Genomic DNA, 13,385 nt, shown 5'->3' with positions numbered 1-13,385 from the left:
GTGTTTTTTTTAACTTAACGGAGCACTAATATGATCCAAGAACAGACTATGCTGGATGTTGCTGATAACTCAGGCGCTCGCAGCGTAATGTGTATCAAGGTTCTAGGTGGATCGCACCGTCGTTATGCTGCAATTGGTGACATCATCAAAATTACTGTAAAAGAAGCGATTCCTCGCGGTAAAGTAAAGAAAGGTGATGTGTTAAAAGCAGTTGTTGTGCGCACCAAGAAGGGTGTTCGTCGCCCAGATGGATCAGTCATTCGCTTCGATGGCAATGCTTGTGTCATTTTAAATAATAACACTGAGCAACCAATCGGTACTCGTATTTTTGGACCTGTGACTCGTGAACTTCGTTCTGAGAAGTTTATGAAGATCATTTCTTTGGCACCAGAAGTACTGTAAGGAGAAGTGACAAATGGCTGCAAAAATTCGTCAAAACGATGAAGTAATCGTGCTTGCCGGTAAAGATAAAGGCAAGCGTGGCAAGGTAACCAAAGTGTTACCAAACGGTAAAGTATTTGTTGAAGGCATTAATATTGTCACTAAGCATGAAAAACCGGTTCCTGCATTAGGCAAGGCTGGCGGTTTAGTGAAAAAAGAAGCGGCAATTGATGTTTCAAATGTTGCGATTTTTAATCCGAAAACGAATAAGGCTGATCGTGTAGGTTTTAGATTCGAAGAAGGTAAAAAAGTACGTTTCTTTAAATCTAACAATGAAATTATCTAACAAACTGGAGTAATGCGATGGCGAAACTGCATGATTACTACAGAGATCAAGTAGTAAACGAATTAAAAAATAAATTCGGCTACAAATCTGTCATGCAAGTCCCACGAATCGAAAAGATTACCCTGAATATGGGTGTGGGTGAAGCATTGACCGACAAAAAATTGCTAGACAACGCAGTAGCGGACTTAACAGCAATCAGCGGTCAAAAACCTTTAGTAACTAAAGCTCGTAAATCTGTTGCTGGCTTTAAGATCCGTCAGGGATATCCAATCGGTTGTAAAGTGACACTACGCGGAGAGCGTATGTGGGAGTTCTTTGAACGTTTAATTACAATTGCTGTTCCACGTATTCGTGACTTCCGCGGTTTAAGTGCGAAATCATTTGATGGTCGTGGCAATTACAGCATGGGTGTGCGTGAACAAATCATCTTCCCTGAGATCGATTACGATAAAGTAGATCGTGTTCGTGGTTTAGATATCACTATCACAACTACTGCTAAGAATGATGAAGAAGGTCAAGCACTACTTGCTGCCTTTAATTTCCCATTCCGTAAATAAGGCAGGTTATCATGGCTAAACAATCAATGAAAGCACGCGATGTAAAACGCGTTAAATTGGCTGAAAAATTCTATGCTAAACGTGTAGAGTTAAAGAAAATCATTTCTGATGTAAATGCCTCTGACGAGGATCGTTGGAATGCGGTATTAAAGTTACAAACTTTACCACGCGATTCTAGCCCGTCCCGTCAACGTAACCGTTGCCGCCAAACAGGACGTCCACATGGCGTTCTTCGTAAGTTTGGTTTAAGCCGTATTAAGGTCCGCGAAGCTGCGATGCGTGGTGAAATCCCAGGCCTTAAAAAAGCGAGTTGGTAATATACCACTTTATTTTGGAATCGGAGAAAAAGTACAATGAGTATGCAAGATCCAATCGCAGATATGCTGACCCGAATTCGTAACGGTCAAGCTGCGAACAAAGTTGCGATCAGTATGCCTTCATCCAAGCTAAAAGTGGCAATTGCCAATGTGTTAGCTGCTGAAGGTTATATCGAAAGCGTTAAAGTTTCAGAAGGTGTAAAACCTGAGTTGGAAATTACTTTAAAATATTTCCAAGGAAAACCGGTTGTAGAGAGTATCCAACGTGTAAGCCGTCCTGGTCTTCGTATTTATAAACGTAAAGACGAATTACCAAAAGTTATGGGCGGGTTAGGTGTTGCTGTTGTTTCTACATCTAAAGGTGTTATGACTGACCGTGCAGCTCGTCAAGCTGGTTTAGGCGGTGAGATCATCTGTTATGTAGCTTAATAGAGAGGTAGGAAAATGTCTCGTGTTGCAAAAGCACCTGTTAATATTCCTGCCGGTGTTGAGGTTAAACTTAACGGTCAGTTATTAACAGTAAAAGGTAAAAATGGCGAGTTATCTCGCACAATTCATAATTCAGTTGAAGTTAAACAAGATAATGGTCAACTAACTTTTACTCCACGTGAAGGTTTTGTTGAGGCGAATGCTCAATCGGGTACAGCTCGTGCATTAGTTAATGCAATGGTTATCGGTGTTAATGAAGGCTTCACTAAAAAATTAGTATTGGTTGGTGTTGGTTACAGAGCACAACTTAAAGGTAACGTAGTTGCATTAAGTTTAGGCTATTCCCACCCGGTAGAGCACACTTTGCCGGCAGGTATTACTGCTGAATGCCCTTCTCAAACAGAGGTTGTATTGAAAGGTGCTGATAAGCAGTTAATCGGTCAAGTTGCAGCAGATATTCGCGCTTATCGCCGTCCTGAACCTTATAAAGGTAAAGGGGTACGTTACTCTGATGAAGTGGTACGTATCAAAGAGGCTAAGAAGAAATAATTAAGGTAACACTATGGATAAGAAATCAGCTCGTATCCGTCGTGCAGCTCGTGCACGCTATATGATGAGAGAGCAAGGTGTAACTCGTTTAGTTATTCACCGTACTCCACGTCATATTTATGCACAAGTTATTGCACCAAACGGTTCAGAAGTGCTTGCCGCTGCTTCAACTGTTGAGAAAGCAATTCGTGAGCAAGTAAAATATACTGGTAACAAAGATGCTGCTGCTGTAGTAGGTAAAACTGTTGCAGAGCGTGCCTTGGCAAAAGGCGTAAAGGCAGTTGCTTTTGATCGTTCCGGTTTTAAATATCATGGACGTGTCCAAACTTTAGCGGACGCTGCTCGTGAAGCTGGTCTACAGTTCTAATGGGGTAAATTTAGATGTCAAACATCGAAAAACAAGCTGGTGAACTGCAAGAGAAGCTAATCGCAGTAAACCGTGTATCAAAAACTGTAAAAGGTGGTCGTATTATGAGCTTTACCGCATTGACTGTGGTTGGTGATGGTAACGGCCGTGTCGGTTTTGGTTATGGTAAAGCGCGCGAGGTTCCGGCAGCGATCCAAAAAGCGATGGAGAAAGCTCGTCGCAATATGATTAATGTAGCTTTAAATGAAGGTACATTGCAACACCCGGTTAAAGGTGTTCATACTGGTTCTCGTGTATTTATGCAACCGGCTAGCGAAGGTACAGGTATCATTGCTGGTGGTGCGATGCGTGCAGTATTAGAAGTTACTGGTATACGTAATGTTCTTTCGAAAGCATACGGTTCTACCAACCCAATTAATGTTGTTCGTGCAACTATTGATGCATTAGCAAACATGAAATCACCAGAAATGGTTGCTGCGAAACGTGGTAAGACCGTTGATGAAATTTTGGGGTAATTGATAATGGCTAAAACTATTAAAGTAACACAAGTTCGTAGTTCGATTGCTCGTTTACCGAAGCATAAAGCTACCTTGCGTGGTCTTGGTCTTCGCCATATGCACCACACAGTTGAGTTAATTGATACACCAGCAGTACGTGGAATGATTAACCAGGTTTCATACATGGTTAAAGTAGAGGAGTAAGAGATGCGTTTAAATACTCTATCCCCGGCTGAAGGCGCAAAACATAGTTCTAAACGCCTTGGTCGTGGTATTGGTTCTGGTCTAGGTAAAACTGGTGGACGTGGTCATAAAGGTCAAAAATCTCGTACCGGTGGCGGAGTTCGTCGAGGTTTTGAGGGTGGTCAAATGCCATTGTACCGTCGTTTACCAAAATTTGGTTTTACTTCAATGAAAGCTGCCGTTACTGCAGAAGTTCGTTTGAATGACTTGAATAAAGTAGAAAACGGTGTGGTAACTTTAGAAACACTAAAAACTGCAAATATTTTAACCAAGGATATTCAATTTGCTAAAGTTATTTTGGCAGGCGAGTTGAAATCTGCAGTAGTTGTTCGCGGTTTACGTGTGACTAAAGGTGCGAAAGCAGCAATTGAGGCTGCTGGCGGTTCAATTGAGGAATAATTAGCAAATGGCTAAACAACCAGGTTATCAAGCTAGAAGTACCAATAGTGGTAAAAGTGAGCTAAGAAGTAGATTGCTTTTTGTTTTAGGTGCACTTATTGTTTATCGTATTGGTTCATTTATTCCGGTTCCTGGTATTGATGCAGCCGTACTCGCTCAATTAGTTGAACAACAAAAAGGTACCATCATTGATATGTTTAACATGTTCTCTGGTGGTGCATTAAGTCGAGCATCAATTCTTGCGCTAGGGATTATGCCGTACATCTCGGCATCTATCGTGATTCAATTGTTAGCAACGGTTTCTCCTGCTCTAGCTGAATTGAAGAAAGAAGGAGCAGCTGGTCAGAGAAAGATTACCAAGTATACTCGTTATGCCACGGTAGTTTTTGCGACTATTCAGGCTGTTGCGATCTCTACGGGTTTACCAAATATGTTACCTGGACTGGTTCCAAATGTTGGATTCAGTTTTTATTTTACCTCGATAGTAAGTTTAGTAACTGGTACTATATTTTTAATGTGGTTAGGTGAACAAATTACAGAGAGGGGAATTGGTAATGGTATTTCGATTCTTGTTTTCGGAGGGATTGTAGCAGGATTGCCTACTGCTATTCTAGAAACAATTGAGCAGGCTCGCCAAGGACAAATGCATCCATTAGTTCTTTTGCTAATAGCTGCAATTGTGTTTGCAGTAACTTATTTTGTTGTTTTTGTAGAAAGAGGACAACGTCGAATTCGGATTGAGTATGCTAAACGTCAGCAAGGTCGTCAGATCTTAGGTGGACATTCAACACATTTACCGTTAAAAGTTAATATGGCAAATGTAATGCCGGCAATCTTTGCATCCAGCATTATCTTATTTCCTGCAACATTGACGCAATGGTTTGGTCAAAATGATAAATTTGAGTGGTTGAATAATTTATCAATGCTGTTGAATCCTGGTCAACCTTTATATTTGCTTGTTTATGCAATTGCAATTATTTTCTTCAGTTTCTTCTACACTGGAATGCAATATAACCCGCGTGATACGGCAGATAACTTAAAAAAATCTGGTGCATTTATCCCAGGAATTAGACCGGGTGAGCAAACATCGCGTTACATTGATAAAGTAATGACCCGACTAACTTTAATTGGTGGTCTTTATGTAACGTTTGTCTGTTTGGTTCCTTATATTATGACATCGGCTTGGGATGTTAAATTCTACTTCGGTGGAACATCATTATTGATCGTTGTCGTTGTAATTATGGATTTCATTGTACAGGTTCAAAGTCACTTAATGTCGTCTCAATATGAATCTGCATTGAAAAAAGCAAACCTCAAGGGGTTAGGACAATAATTGTCCAATTAACGTAAAAAAGGATAAGCAATGAAAGTTCGTGCTTCCGTAAAGAAAATGTGTCGTAACTGTAAAATTGTTAAACGTGAAGGTGTTGTGCGTGTATTATGTAGCGACCCTAAACATAAGCAACGTCAAGGTTAATTGATAACTTTTTCTTGCAAAGAACCAGTTGAGCAGCTATACTGCCCAACTCATTTACATCCTTGATATTCTGTTTGAGTATCCTGAAACGGGCTTTTCAAGATCAGAATATCAATTAATTTAGAATATAGGAGTGCATAGTGGCCCGTATTGCAGGCATTAACATTCCTGATCATAAACACACTGTAATTGCTTTAACTGCAATTTATGGTATCGGTAAAACTCGTTCAAAAGCTATTTGTGCTGCTGCGGGGATTGCCGAAGATGTTAAGATCAGAGAGTTGTCTGAAGAGCAGATTGACAAACTGCGTGACGAAGTTGGTAAATTTACCGTTGAAGGTGACTTACGTCGTGAAGTAACACTAAACATCAAACGTCTTCTTGACTTAGGTTGTTACCGTGGTTTACGCCATCGTCGTAGTTTACCTGTACGTGGTCAACGTACTAAAACAAACGCGCGTACCCGTAAGGGTCCTCGTAAGCCGATCAAAAAATAGTCGGGGTAAATAATGGCTAAAACACCAGTTCGTGCACGTAAACGTGTAAAAAAACAAGTTGTAGATGGCGTAGCTCATATTCACGCATCTTTCAATAACACAATCGTTACTATTACCGACCGCCAAGGCAATGCTTTAGCATGGGCAACTGCTGGTGGTTCAGGTTTCCGTGGTTCTCGTAAATCAACTCCGTTTGCTGCACAAGTTGCTGCTGAACGTTGTGCTGAAATTGTTAAAGAATTCGGCTTAAAGAACTTGGAAGTTATGGTTAAAGGTCCGGGGCCAGGTCGTGAGTCAACAATTCGTGCATTAAATGCAGCGGGTTTCCGTATCACGAACATTACAGATGTAACCCCGATTCCTCATAACGGTTGTCGTCCACCGAAAAAACGTCGTGTTTAATGGCGTAATAGGATAGTTGGAGAAAGAAAATGGCAAGATATTTGGGCCCTAAACTCAAGCTGAGCCGTCGTGAAGGCACTGATTTATTTCTTAAATCAGGTGTGCGTGCGATCGATTCAAAATGTAAAATTGATACAGCACCAGGTCAACATGGTGCTCGTAAACCGCGTTTATCTGACTATGGTAGTCAGTTACGTGAAAAGCAAAAAGTTCGTCGTATTTATGGTATTTTAGAACGTCAGTTCCGTAACTACTATAAAGAAGCGAATCGTTTAAAAGGTAACACTGGTGAAAACTTATTAGTGTTATTGGAAGGTAGATTAGATAACGTTGTTTATCGTATGGGATTTGCTGCAACTCGAGCAGAAGCTCGTCAGTTAGTAAGTCATAAAGCGATCGTGGTAAATGGTCGTGTTGTGAATATCCCATCTTTCCAAGTTGCAGTTAATGATGTTATTGCTGTTAGAGAAAAATCTAAAAAACAAGCACGTATTAAGGCGTCATTAGAATTAGCAGAACAAAGAGAGAAGCCAACTTGGTTAGAAGTTGATGTAGCTAAAATGGAAGGTGTTTTTAAACGTATTCCTGAACGTTCTGATTTATCAGCAGATATTAATGAACATCTGATCGTTGAGCTTTACTCTAAATAGTAGTGAAGCTTAAAAGTAAAGAGAGGATAAAATGCAGGGTTCTGTTACAGAATTTTTAAAACCACGTTTAGTAGATATTGAGCAGATTAGCTCAACACATGCTAAGGTGATCCTTGAACCGTTAGAGCGTGGCTTTGGTCATACTCTAGGTAATGCATTACGTCGTATTCTTCTATCTTCAATGCCGGGTTGTGCTGTAACTGAAGTAGAGATCGAGGGAGTACTGCATGAGTATAGTAGTAAGGAAGGTGTTCAAGAAGATATTCTTGAAGTGCTTTTAAACCTTAAAGGTCTAGCGGTCAAAGTACAGAATAAAGATGATGTTATTCTGACACTAAATAAATCTGGAATTGGCCCTGTTGTTGCAGCGGATATCTCCCATGATGGGGATGTTGAAATTGTAAATCAAGACCATGTGATTTGTCACTTAACTGACGAAAATGCTTCGATTAGTATGCGTATTCGCGTTCAGCGTGGTAGAGGATATGTTCCAGCTTCAACTCGCATTCAAATAGATGAACGTCCAATTGGTCGTTTACTTGTTGATGCTTGTTATAGCCCTGTTGAAAGCATTTCTTATAATGTTGAAGCAGCCCGTGTTGAACAACGTACGGACTTGGATAAATTAGTTATTAATTTAGAAACAAATGGTACGTTGGATCCTGAGGAAGCAATTCGTCGTGCAGCAACAATCTTAGCAGAGCAACTTGATGCATTCGTTGATTTACGTGATGTTCGTCAGCCTGAAATTAAGGAAGAAAAACCGGAGTTTGATCCGATTTTATTACGTCCTGTAGATGATTTAGAGTTGACAGTTCGTTCTGCTAACTGTTTGAAAGCAGAAACAATTCACTATATCGGTGACTTAGTACAACGTACAGAAGTTGAGTTATTAAAAACACCTAATCTCGGTAAGAAATCGCTTACTGAAATTAAGGATGTACTTGCTTCACGTGGCTTGTCACTTGGTATGCGCCTTGAGAATTGGCCGCCAGCAAGTATTGCTGAAGACTAATTTGGTCATAGATTAAGGTTTTTCTTAGAAGGATAAGATCATGCGCCATCGTAAGAGTGGTCGTCAACTAAACCGTAATAGCAGCCATCGCCAAGCGATGTTCCGTAATTTAGCCAGTGCGTTAGTTAGTCACGAAATTATCAAGACAACTTTGCCTAAAGCTAAAGAATTACGTCGTGTAGTTGAACCGTTAATTACATTAGCAAAAGAAGATAGCGTTGCAAACCGTCGTTTGGCATTCGCTCGTACTCGTAACATTGATACTGTTGCGAAATTATTCAATGAATTGGGCCCACGTTTTGCTCAGCGTGCAGGTGGTTACACCCGTATTTTAAAATGTGGTTTCCGTGCAGGTGATAATGCTCCAATGGCTTACATTGAGTTAGTTGAGCGCCCAGAAGCTGTAGAAACAGTGACAGAATAATTTAGTTGAATAATAAAGTAAAAAAGCTCGCGAATCTGCGAGCTTTTTATTATTTGGAGTTCATAGGTAGGATAGATATGATCAATTCTATTTTTATAGAATATAATTTATATCGAAAAAATAGAAAATTTAGAGTAAAACTCATAGCATAGGTTTTACTGAATGTTCATAGGATGTTTGATTTGAAATTTGTGGAGCTTTGATGCTATCTATCAGAGAAACCAGTCAAAAATACTCACCTTTAATTTATCAAGCTCTATATTTGCCTTGTAGTATCTTATGAGGCTAGGATAATAAAAAAGCGGTAAAATTTACCGCTCTTTTCATAACTTTTATAAGCTCTTGGCAAGGTTTTTAATAAATATTTTAAAATCTTTACCTAATTTTTCATGTCGAATACCGTATTCAACAAAGGCCTGCATGTAACCGATTTTATCACCGCAATCAAAAGAGGTACCGGTCATATGGAATGCTTCGACATTTTCTTTCTCAATAAGCATATCAATCGCATCGGTTAATTGAATTTCATCGCCTACTCCAACTGGGGTCTTTTCTAATAAATCCCAAATCGCAGAAGAAAATACATAACGACCGACTACCGCAAGGTTAGATGGGGCATCTTCAATTGAAGGTTTTTCAACAATGTTTTCAATTTTAGCACTTTCCCCATCTTTTACTTCTACATTGCCGCAATCAACAATACCATAACTACTCACTTCTTCCTGATTGACGGGAGCCACCATGATTTGACTGGATCGAGTATCATTAAAACGTTTAATCATAGCGGACAAATTTTCTTTTTTTTGATTTGCGCTAAAATCGGCAAGTAGTACATCCGGTAGCACAACAGCAAAAGGTTCATTGCCTACTACTGGACGTCCACATAATACAGCATGCCCTAAACCCTTTGCATTACCTTGACGTACATGTATAAGGGTTACATCTTTAGGACAGATAGAACGAACTTCCTCTAAAAGTTGGCGTTTTACACGCTTTTCCAACATTGTTTCAAGTTCAAAAGATGTATCGAAATGGTTTTCTATAGCATTTTTTGATGAATGAGTAACGAGCACAATCTCTTTAATACCGGCAGCAACACATTCACTTACTACATATTGGATTAATGGTTTGTCTACCAATGTAAGCATTTCTTTTGGAATTGCCTTCGTGGCAGGTAACATACGAGTGCCTAAACCGGCAACAGGAATGATCACTTTCATATATTAAAATCCATAATAATTAAGATAAATCATCAGAAGATGGTTCATCTTGTTTCTTTTTTATTTGTTGGTAAATCTCTTCTCGGTGAACAGATACTTCTTTAGGTGCTTGTACGCCAAGCTTTACTTGGTTTCCGCGAACACTTAAAACTGTGATAGAAATATCGTCTCCAATAAGTACACTTTCGCCAACTTTACGAGTTAAGATTAACATCTTTTATCTCCCTAGGTCGCATTTATTAGATATCCCTATCAATCAAAAAATGGTTGGCATCCGACCAACCAAGGATTGTACTACAGATTTTCATTTAGCCAGCTCTGGGCAACAATTAAGGCTTCTGTCACATTTTCCGGTTGGGAGCCTCCTGCCATTGCCATATCCGGGCGACCGCCACCTTTACCGCCAACCTGCTGCGCCATTAAATTCACAAGCTCACCGGCTTTTATTTTAGTGGTTAAATCTTTTGTTACACCAACAATAAGATTAACTTTTTCATCCAAAATAGATGCAAACACAATAACACCGGAACCAAGCTGATTTTTTAAATCATCAACCAGCACCCGCAGTGATTTTGTCTCAACACCATCTAATTGACGAAGGATAACGGAAACATTATTAATTTTGACCGCACTTTTGACTAAATCAGAGCCAGCCTGTACTGCTGCTTTTTCTTTTAAACTTTGAAGTTCTTTCTCTAGTTTCTTTGCTTTATCCTGAAGTTGCTGGATTTTATCTACAAGAGTATTTGTATCTGATTTTAGCAATTCTGTACTTTGGTTCAAAATATCCTGTTGTTTTAATATCCAATTGATCGCATTTTCTGCGGTTACTGCTTCGATTCGGCGAATTCCTGCAGCAACAGCCGTTTCTGTTGTAATTTTAAATAAACCTATATCTCCGGTTCGTTTTGCGTGAATACCTCCACATAGTTCAATAGAGAAATCTCCCATTGTTAATACTCGAACCTGATCGCCATATTTTTCACCAAACAGTGCCATAGCCCCTTTTTCTTTTGCGACTTCAATTCCCATAATCTCTGTTTGAATTGGGAAATTTGCGCGTATTTTTTGGTTTACAAGGCGTTCTATTTCCGAGATCTGTTCTTTATTCAGTGCTTCCGGATGTGAAAAATCAAAACGTAAGGCTGCTTCTGAAACAAGAGAACCTTTTTGTGCAACATGAGTTCCTAATAGTTGGCGTAAGGCAGCATGTAGCAAGTGTGTTGCAGAGTGGTTAAGTGCGGTTTGGTTACGGCGCTCAATATCTACTACCGCTTTCACAGTTTGTCCAACGGACAATGATCCTTGCTCTAATTCACCAATATGTCCAAATATTTGACCATATTTTTGGGTGTCTTTCACATTAAAAGCAACGCCTTCTATAGTTAAGTAACCACTGTCGCCAATTTGGCCGCCTGATTCTGCATAAAATGGTGTATTTTCTAATACAACTACAGCACTTTGACCGGAGGAGATCTGTTCTACCGATTTGCCGTCATGGAAAAGTGCGGTGATTTTTGCTAAAGATTCCGATTCGGTATAGCCTTCAAATTGTGTTTCGCCCTCAACACGAATGACATTATTGTAATCTACACCGAACTGGCTTGCTGCTTGGGCACGAGTGCGCTGCGCTGCCATTTCACGTTCAAATCCCGCTTCATCAATAGTAATATTACGCTCACGACATACATCAGCGGTTAAATCCAATGGGAAACCATAGGTATCATAAAGTTTGAAAGCGATTTCACCGGAAAGCACACCATCTTTCACTTCAGAAAGTGCTTCATCTAAAAGGGTTAAACCACGCTCCAATGTGCGAGCAAACTGCTCTTCTTCCAAACGCAGTAATTTTTCGACATTTGCTTGTTTTTCTTTGATATCTTGACCGGCTTCCGCCATCACTTCAATCAAAGTAGGTACCAATTTGTAGAAAAATGCGTCTTTTGCACCAAGTAAGTGTCCATGACGCACTGCACGGCGAATAATGCGACGTAATACATACCCACGTCCTTCATTCGATGGAATGACGCCATCTGCAATTAAGTAGGCACAAGAACGAATATGGTCTGCAATTACACGAAGTGATTTATTGGCTAGATCGGTTGTGCCAACAATTTCTGCGGTTTTTGCGATTAATGTTTTAAAAATATCAATATCGTAGTTTGAATTGACATGTTGTAGCACTGCGGCAATACGCTCTAAGCCCATACCGGTATCCACCGATGGACGTGGTAATTTTTCCATTGTTCCATCAGCCAAACGATTGTATTGCATGAATACAACATTCCAAATTTCGATGTAACGATCGCCATCTTCTTCCGGTGAGCCCGGAGGTCCGCCCCAAATATGCTCGCCATGATCATAGAAAATTTCAGTACAAGGACCGCAAGGGCCGGTATCTCCCATTGCCCAGAAATTATCCGAGGCATAAGGTGCACCTTTGTTATCTCCGATTCTGATAATGCGCTCTGCTGGCACGCCAACTTCTTTATTCCAAATATCGTAGGCTTCATTATCCGTTTCATAAACGGTTACCCACAATTTTTCTTTCGGTAAGCCAAGCCACTGCGGTGAGGTTAAAAATTCCCAAGCAAAATTAATCGCATCATGTTTAAAGTAATCACCAAAGCTGAAGTTACCCAACATTTCAAAAAAAGTATGGTGGCGAGCGGTATAACCTACGTTTTCTAAGTCATTATGTTTACCACCGGCACGCACACAACGTTGAGCCGTTGTCGCACGCGAATAAGGGCGTTTGTCCAAACCTAAGAATACATCTTTGAATTGGTTCATTCCCGCATTGGTAAAAAGTAACGTTGGATCATTTTCAGGTACAAGCGAGCTACTTGCGACCACTTGGTGTTCTTTACTATGAAAGAAATTAAGGAACGATTGTCTAATTTCCGCTGTCGTTTTCATCATAAACCCGTTGTAAAAATAATTTAAAGTTAAAAAGTAAAGCGCTCCATTGTTGCATATTTTTTGAGTTTATAAAAACTTTTTACGTGTGATTATCTAATGTTGTTTGTTATTTGAGCGATTTGTTATTTTCCTTGTGGAAAAATGTCATTAGATAAAATATCCGCTAAAATCTAAAAATAAAAACCGCACTTCACTACATAATGCAAGAAGTACGGTTGAAGTTTATTTTTTAGTTTAAAAATAGGCAACAACTGTTATTTAATCGTCAAGAAGTGGAACGACTAACATATCAATTTTAATCGTATTCATTACTTGGCGTGTTGAAGACATTAACTTACTCCAAAAATCTTGGTGATGACCTGTAACCAATAAATCAACATCATACTGTTCTATCGCATCGGTCAGCACCTGTCCGAGATCACCACTACCGCTCAATTTCTCTAAAATAGGATAATCAGCTTGCTCTGCGAGTTCCAACAATGCTTTTTGAGTCTCACTTGAAATTCGATCTTGCATAGAATACATATTGACATCAATCAATCCGGTATAAAGATCCGAAAAGTTTACATCTACGTGGATGATTGAAAGTTTCGCCTCATGACGTTTTGCAATTCCTACCGCTTTTTTTACTAAGAATTCACTTTCATCTGAAAGATCCACGGCGACTAAAACATGTTTATACATAATCGACTC

The 13,385-nt window shown here is 39.7% G+C and carries 21 protein-coding genes; 17 read left to right on the top strand and 4 right to left on the bottom strand.

The features are described 5' to 3' along the window. The first annotated feature begins 30 nt into the window (after window positions 1–30). From rplN to rplQ, 17 genes are all read left to right on the top strand, one after another. Window positions 31–402 (top strand): 50S ribosomal protein L14, encoded by a 372-nt coding sequence (gene rplN, locus FEE42_RS06870; protein WP_005548786.1) that lies wholly within the window; start codon window positions 31–33, stop codon window positions 400–402. Between the two features lie 13 nt (window positions 403–415). Next, complete coding sequence (rplX, locus tag FEE42_RS06865; RefSeq protein WP_059366024.1) at window positions 416–727, top strand: 50S ribosomal protein L24; 312 nt, start codon at window positions 416–418, stop codon at window positions 725–727. A 17-nt stretch (window positions 728–744) separates the two neighbouring features. Beyond that, window positions 745–1,284, top strand: a complete 540-nt coding sequence (gene rplE / locus FEE42_RS06860) for a 50S ribosomal protein L5 (protein WP_018356926.1) — start codon at window positions 745–747, stop codon at window positions 1,282–1,284. An 11-nt stretch (window positions 1,285–1,295) separates the two neighbouring features. After that, entirely contained in the window at window positions 1,296–1,601 is a 306-nt protein-coding gene (gene rpsN / locus FEE42_RS06855; RefSeq protein WP_005701877.1) for a 30S ribosomal protein S14, read from the top strand. A 36-nt stretch (window positions 1,602–1,637) separates the two neighbouring features. Continuing rightward, entirely contained in the window at window positions 1,638–2,030 is a 393-nt protein-coding gene (gene rpsH, locus FEE42_RS06850; protein WP_059366023.1) for a 30S ribosomal protein S8, read from the top strand. Window positions 2,031–2,045: 15 nt separating this feature from the next. Beyond that, window positions 2,046–2,579: a 50S ribosomal protein L6 gene (gene rplF, locus FEE42_RS06845; RefSeq protein ID WP_059366022.1), complete on the top strand. Its 534-nt coding sequence runs from the start codon at window positions 2,046–2,048 to the stop codon at window positions 2,577–2,579. Window positions 2,580–2,592: 13 nt separating this feature from the next. Further along, window positions 2,593–2,946, top strand: a complete 354-nt coding sequence (gene rplR / locus FEE42_RS06840) for a 50S ribosomal protein L18 (RefSeq protein ID WP_018356923.1) — start codon at window positions 2,593–2,595, stop codon at window positions 2,944–2,946. Window positions 2,947–2,960: 14 nt separating this feature from the next. Next, a complete protein-coding gene (rpsE, locus tag FEE42_RS06835; RefSeq protein WP_059366021.1) occupies window positions 2,961–3,461 on the top strand; it encodes a 30S ribosomal protein S5 in 501 nt (166 codons plus the stop codon). 6 nt (window positions 3,462–3,467) lie between these two features. Continuing rightward, window positions 3,468–3,647, top strand: coding sequence for a 50S ribosomal protein L30 (gene rpmD, locus FEE42_RS06830; protein ID WP_005543631.1), 180 nt, complete (start codon window positions 3,468–3,470; stop codon window positions 3,645–3,647). A 3-nt stretch (window positions 3,648–3,650) separates the two neighbouring features. After that, window positions 3,651–4,085 (top strand): 50S ribosomal protein L15, encoded by a 435-nt coding sequence (rplO, locus tag FEE42_RS06825; protein WP_059366020.1) that lies wholly within the window; start codon window positions 3,651–3,653, stop codon window positions 4,083–4,085. Between the two features lie 7 nt (window positions 4,086–4,092). Then, the gene (gene secY / locus FEE42_RS06820) at window positions 4,093–5,418 is read left to right on the top strand and encodes a preprotein translocase subunit SecY (protein WP_059366019.1); all 1,326 of its coding nucleotides are present in this window, start codon (window positions 4,093–4,095) and stop codon (window positions 5,416–5,418) included. A 30-nt stretch (window positions 5,419–5,448) separates the two neighbouring features. Beyond that, window positions 5,449–5,562: a 50S ribosomal protein L36 gene (gene rpmJ / locus FEE42_RS06815; protein ID WP_005625868.1), complete on the top strand. Its 114-nt coding sequence runs from the start codon at window positions 5,449–5,451 to the stop codon at window positions 5,560–5,562. 140 nt (window positions 5,563–5,702) lie between these two features. Continuing rightward, on the top strand, window positions 5,703–6,059 hold the full coding sequence (gene rpsM, locus FEE42_RS06810; RefSeq protein WP_059366018.1) for a 30S ribosomal protein S13: 357 nt from the start codon (window positions 5,703–5,705) through the stop codon (window positions 6,057–6,059). A 12-nt stretch (window positions 6,060–6,071) separates the two neighbouring features. Further along, window positions 6,072–6,461, top strand: coding sequence for a 30S ribosomal protein S11 (rpsK, locus tag FEE42_RS06805; protein ID WP_005543603.1), 390 nt, complete (start codon window positions 6,072–6,074; stop codon window positions 6,459–6,461). Between the two features lie 29 nt (window positions 6,462–6,490). After that, window positions 6,491–7,111: a 30S ribosomal protein S4 gene (gene rpsD, locus FEE42_RS06800; protein WP_059366017.1), complete on the top strand. Its 621-nt coding sequence runs from the start codon at window positions 6,491–6,493 to the stop codon at window positions 7,109–7,111. A gap of 31 nt (window positions 7,112–7,142) precedes the next feature. Next, the gene (locus FEE42_RS06795) at window positions 7,143–8,126 is read left to right on the top strand and encodes a DNA-directed RNA polymerase subunit alpha (RefSeq protein ID WP_059366016.1); all 984 of its coding nucleotides are present in this window, start codon (window positions 7,143–7,145) and stop codon (window positions 8,124–8,126) included. 40 nt (window positions 8,127–8,166) lie between these two features. Further along, window positions 8,167–8,550, top strand: a complete 384-nt coding sequence (rplQ, locus tag FEE42_RS06790) for a 50S ribosomal protein L17 (protein ID WP_059366015.1) — start codon at window positions 8,167–8,169, stop codon at window positions 8,548–8,550. Between the two features lie 332 nt (window positions 8,551–8,882). On the opposite strand, the gene galU is transcribed toward rplQ, so the two are convergent. The 4 genes from galU to uspA all read right to left on the bottom strand — a co-directional run bounded on the left by galU (window position 8,883) and on the right by uspA (window position 13,376). Continuing rightward, window positions 8,883–9,770: a UTP--glucose-1-phosphate uridylyltransferase GalU gene (gene galU, locus FEE42_RS06785; protein ID WP_059366014.1), complete on the bottom strand. Its 888-nt coding sequence runs from the start codon at window positions 9,768–9,770 to the stop codon at window positions 8,883–8,885. A 19-nt stretch (window positions 9,771–9,789) separates the two neighbouring features. Next, entirely contained in the window at window positions 9,790–9,984 is a 195-nt protein-coding gene (gene csrA, locus FEE42_RS06780; protein WP_059366013.1) for a carbon storage regulator CsrA, read from the bottom strand. Window positions 9,985–10,064: 80 nt separating this feature from the next. Further along, a complete protein-coding gene (gene alaS / locus FEE42_RS06775; protein ID WP_059366012.1) occupies window positions 10,065–12,689 on the bottom strand; it encodes an alanine--tRNA ligase in 2,625 nt (874 codons plus the stop codon). Between the two features lie 261 nt (window positions 12,690–12,950). Continuing rightward, window positions 12,951–13,376, bottom strand: a complete 426-nt coding sequence (gene uspA, locus FEE42_RS06770; RefSeq protein WP_059366011.1) for a universal stress protein UspA — start codon at window positions 13,374–13,376, stop codon at window positions 12,951–12,953. Window positions 13,377–13,385 lie beyond the last annotated feature (9 nt).

Origin of the sequence: Rodentibacter caecimuris (genome assembly GCF_010587025.1) — a bacterium.
In the GTDB taxonomy this organism is placed as follows: Bacteria; Pseudomonadota; Gammaproteobacteria; order Enterobacterales; family Pasteurellaceae; genus Rodentibacter; species Rodentibacter caecimuris.
The sequence above is the reverse complement of the archived record's forward strand: the minus strand, read 5'-3'. Positions and strand labels throughout refer to the sequence as shown.

Bases quoted from the DNA above. Each gene is read 5' to 3' on its own strand.
- rplX (WP_059366024.1), top strand. From the start codon at position 416: ATGGCTGCAAAAATTCGTCAAAACGATGAAGTAATCGTGCTTGCCGGT.
- csrA (WP_059366013.1), bottom strand. From the start codon at position 9,984: ATGTTAATCTTAACTCGTAAAGTTGGCGAAAGTGTACTTATTGGAGAC.
- rplR (WP_018356923.1), top strand. From the start codon at position 2,593: ATGGATAAGAAATCAGCTCGTATCCGTCGTGCAGCTCGTGCACGCTAT.
- rpsD (WP_059366017.1), top strand. From the start codon at position 6,491: ATGGCAAGATATTTGGGCCCTAAACTCAAGCTGAGCCGTCGTGAAGGC.
- rpsN (WP_005701877.1), top strand. From the start codon at position 1,296: ATGGCTAAACAATCAATGAAAGCACGCGATGTAAAACGCGTTAAATTG.
- rpsE (WP_059366021.1), top strand. From the start codon at position 2,961: ATGTCAAACATCGAAAAACAAGCTGGTGAACTGCAAGAGAAGCTAATC.
- rplE (WP_018356926.1), top strand. From the start codon at position 745: ATGGCGAAACTGCATGATTACTACAGAGATCAAGTAGTAAACGAATTA.
- rpmD (WP_005543631.1), top strand. From the start codon at position 3,468: ATGGCTAAAACTATTAAAGTAACACAAGTTCGTAGTTCGATTGCTCGT.
- uspA (WP_059366011.1), bottom strand. From the start codon at position 13,376: ATGTATAAACATGTTTTAGTCGCCGTGGATCTTTCAGATGAAAGTGAA.
- galU (WP_059366014.1), bottom strand. From the start codon at position 9,770: ATGAAAGTGATCATTCCTGTTGCCGGTTTAGGCACTCGTATGTTACCT.
- rpsK (WP_005543603.1), top strand. From the start codon at position 6,072: ATGGCTAAAACACCAGTTCGTGCACGTAAACGTGTAAAAAAACAAGTT.
- secY (WP_059366019.1), top strand. From the start codon at position 4,093: ATGGCTAAACAACCAGGTTATCAAGCTAGAAGTACCAATAGTGGTAAA.
- rplO (WP_059366020.1), top strand. From the start codon at position 3,651: ATGCGTTTAAATACTCTATCCCCGGCTGAAGGCGCAAAACATAGTTCT.
- FEE42_RS06795 (WP_059366016.1), top strand. From the start codon at position 7,143: ATGCAGGGTTCTGTTACAGAATTTTTAAAACCACGTTTAGTAGATATT.
- rpsH (WP_059366023.1), top strand. From the start codon at position 1,638: ATGAGTATGCAAGATCCAATCGCAGATATGCTGACCCGAATTCGTAAC.
- rplN (WP_005548786.1), top strand. From the start codon at position 31: ATGATCCAAGAACAGACTATGCTGGATGTTGCTGATAACTCAGGCGCT.
- rpmJ (WP_005625868.1), top strand. From the start codon at position 5,449: ATGAAAGTTCGTGCTTCCGTAAAGAAAATGTGTCGTAACTGTAAAATT.
- rplF (WP_059366022.1), top strand. From the start codon at position 2,046: ATGTCTCGTGTTGCAAAAGCACCTGTTAATATTCCTGCCGGTGTTGAG.
- rplQ (WP_059366015.1), top strand. From the start codon at position 8,167: ATGCGCCATCGTAAGAGTGGTCGTCAACTAAACCGTAATAGCAGCCAT.
- alaS (WP_059366012.1), bottom strand. From the start codon at position 12,689: ATGAAAACGACAGCGGAAATTAGACAATCGTTCCTTAATTTCTTTCAT.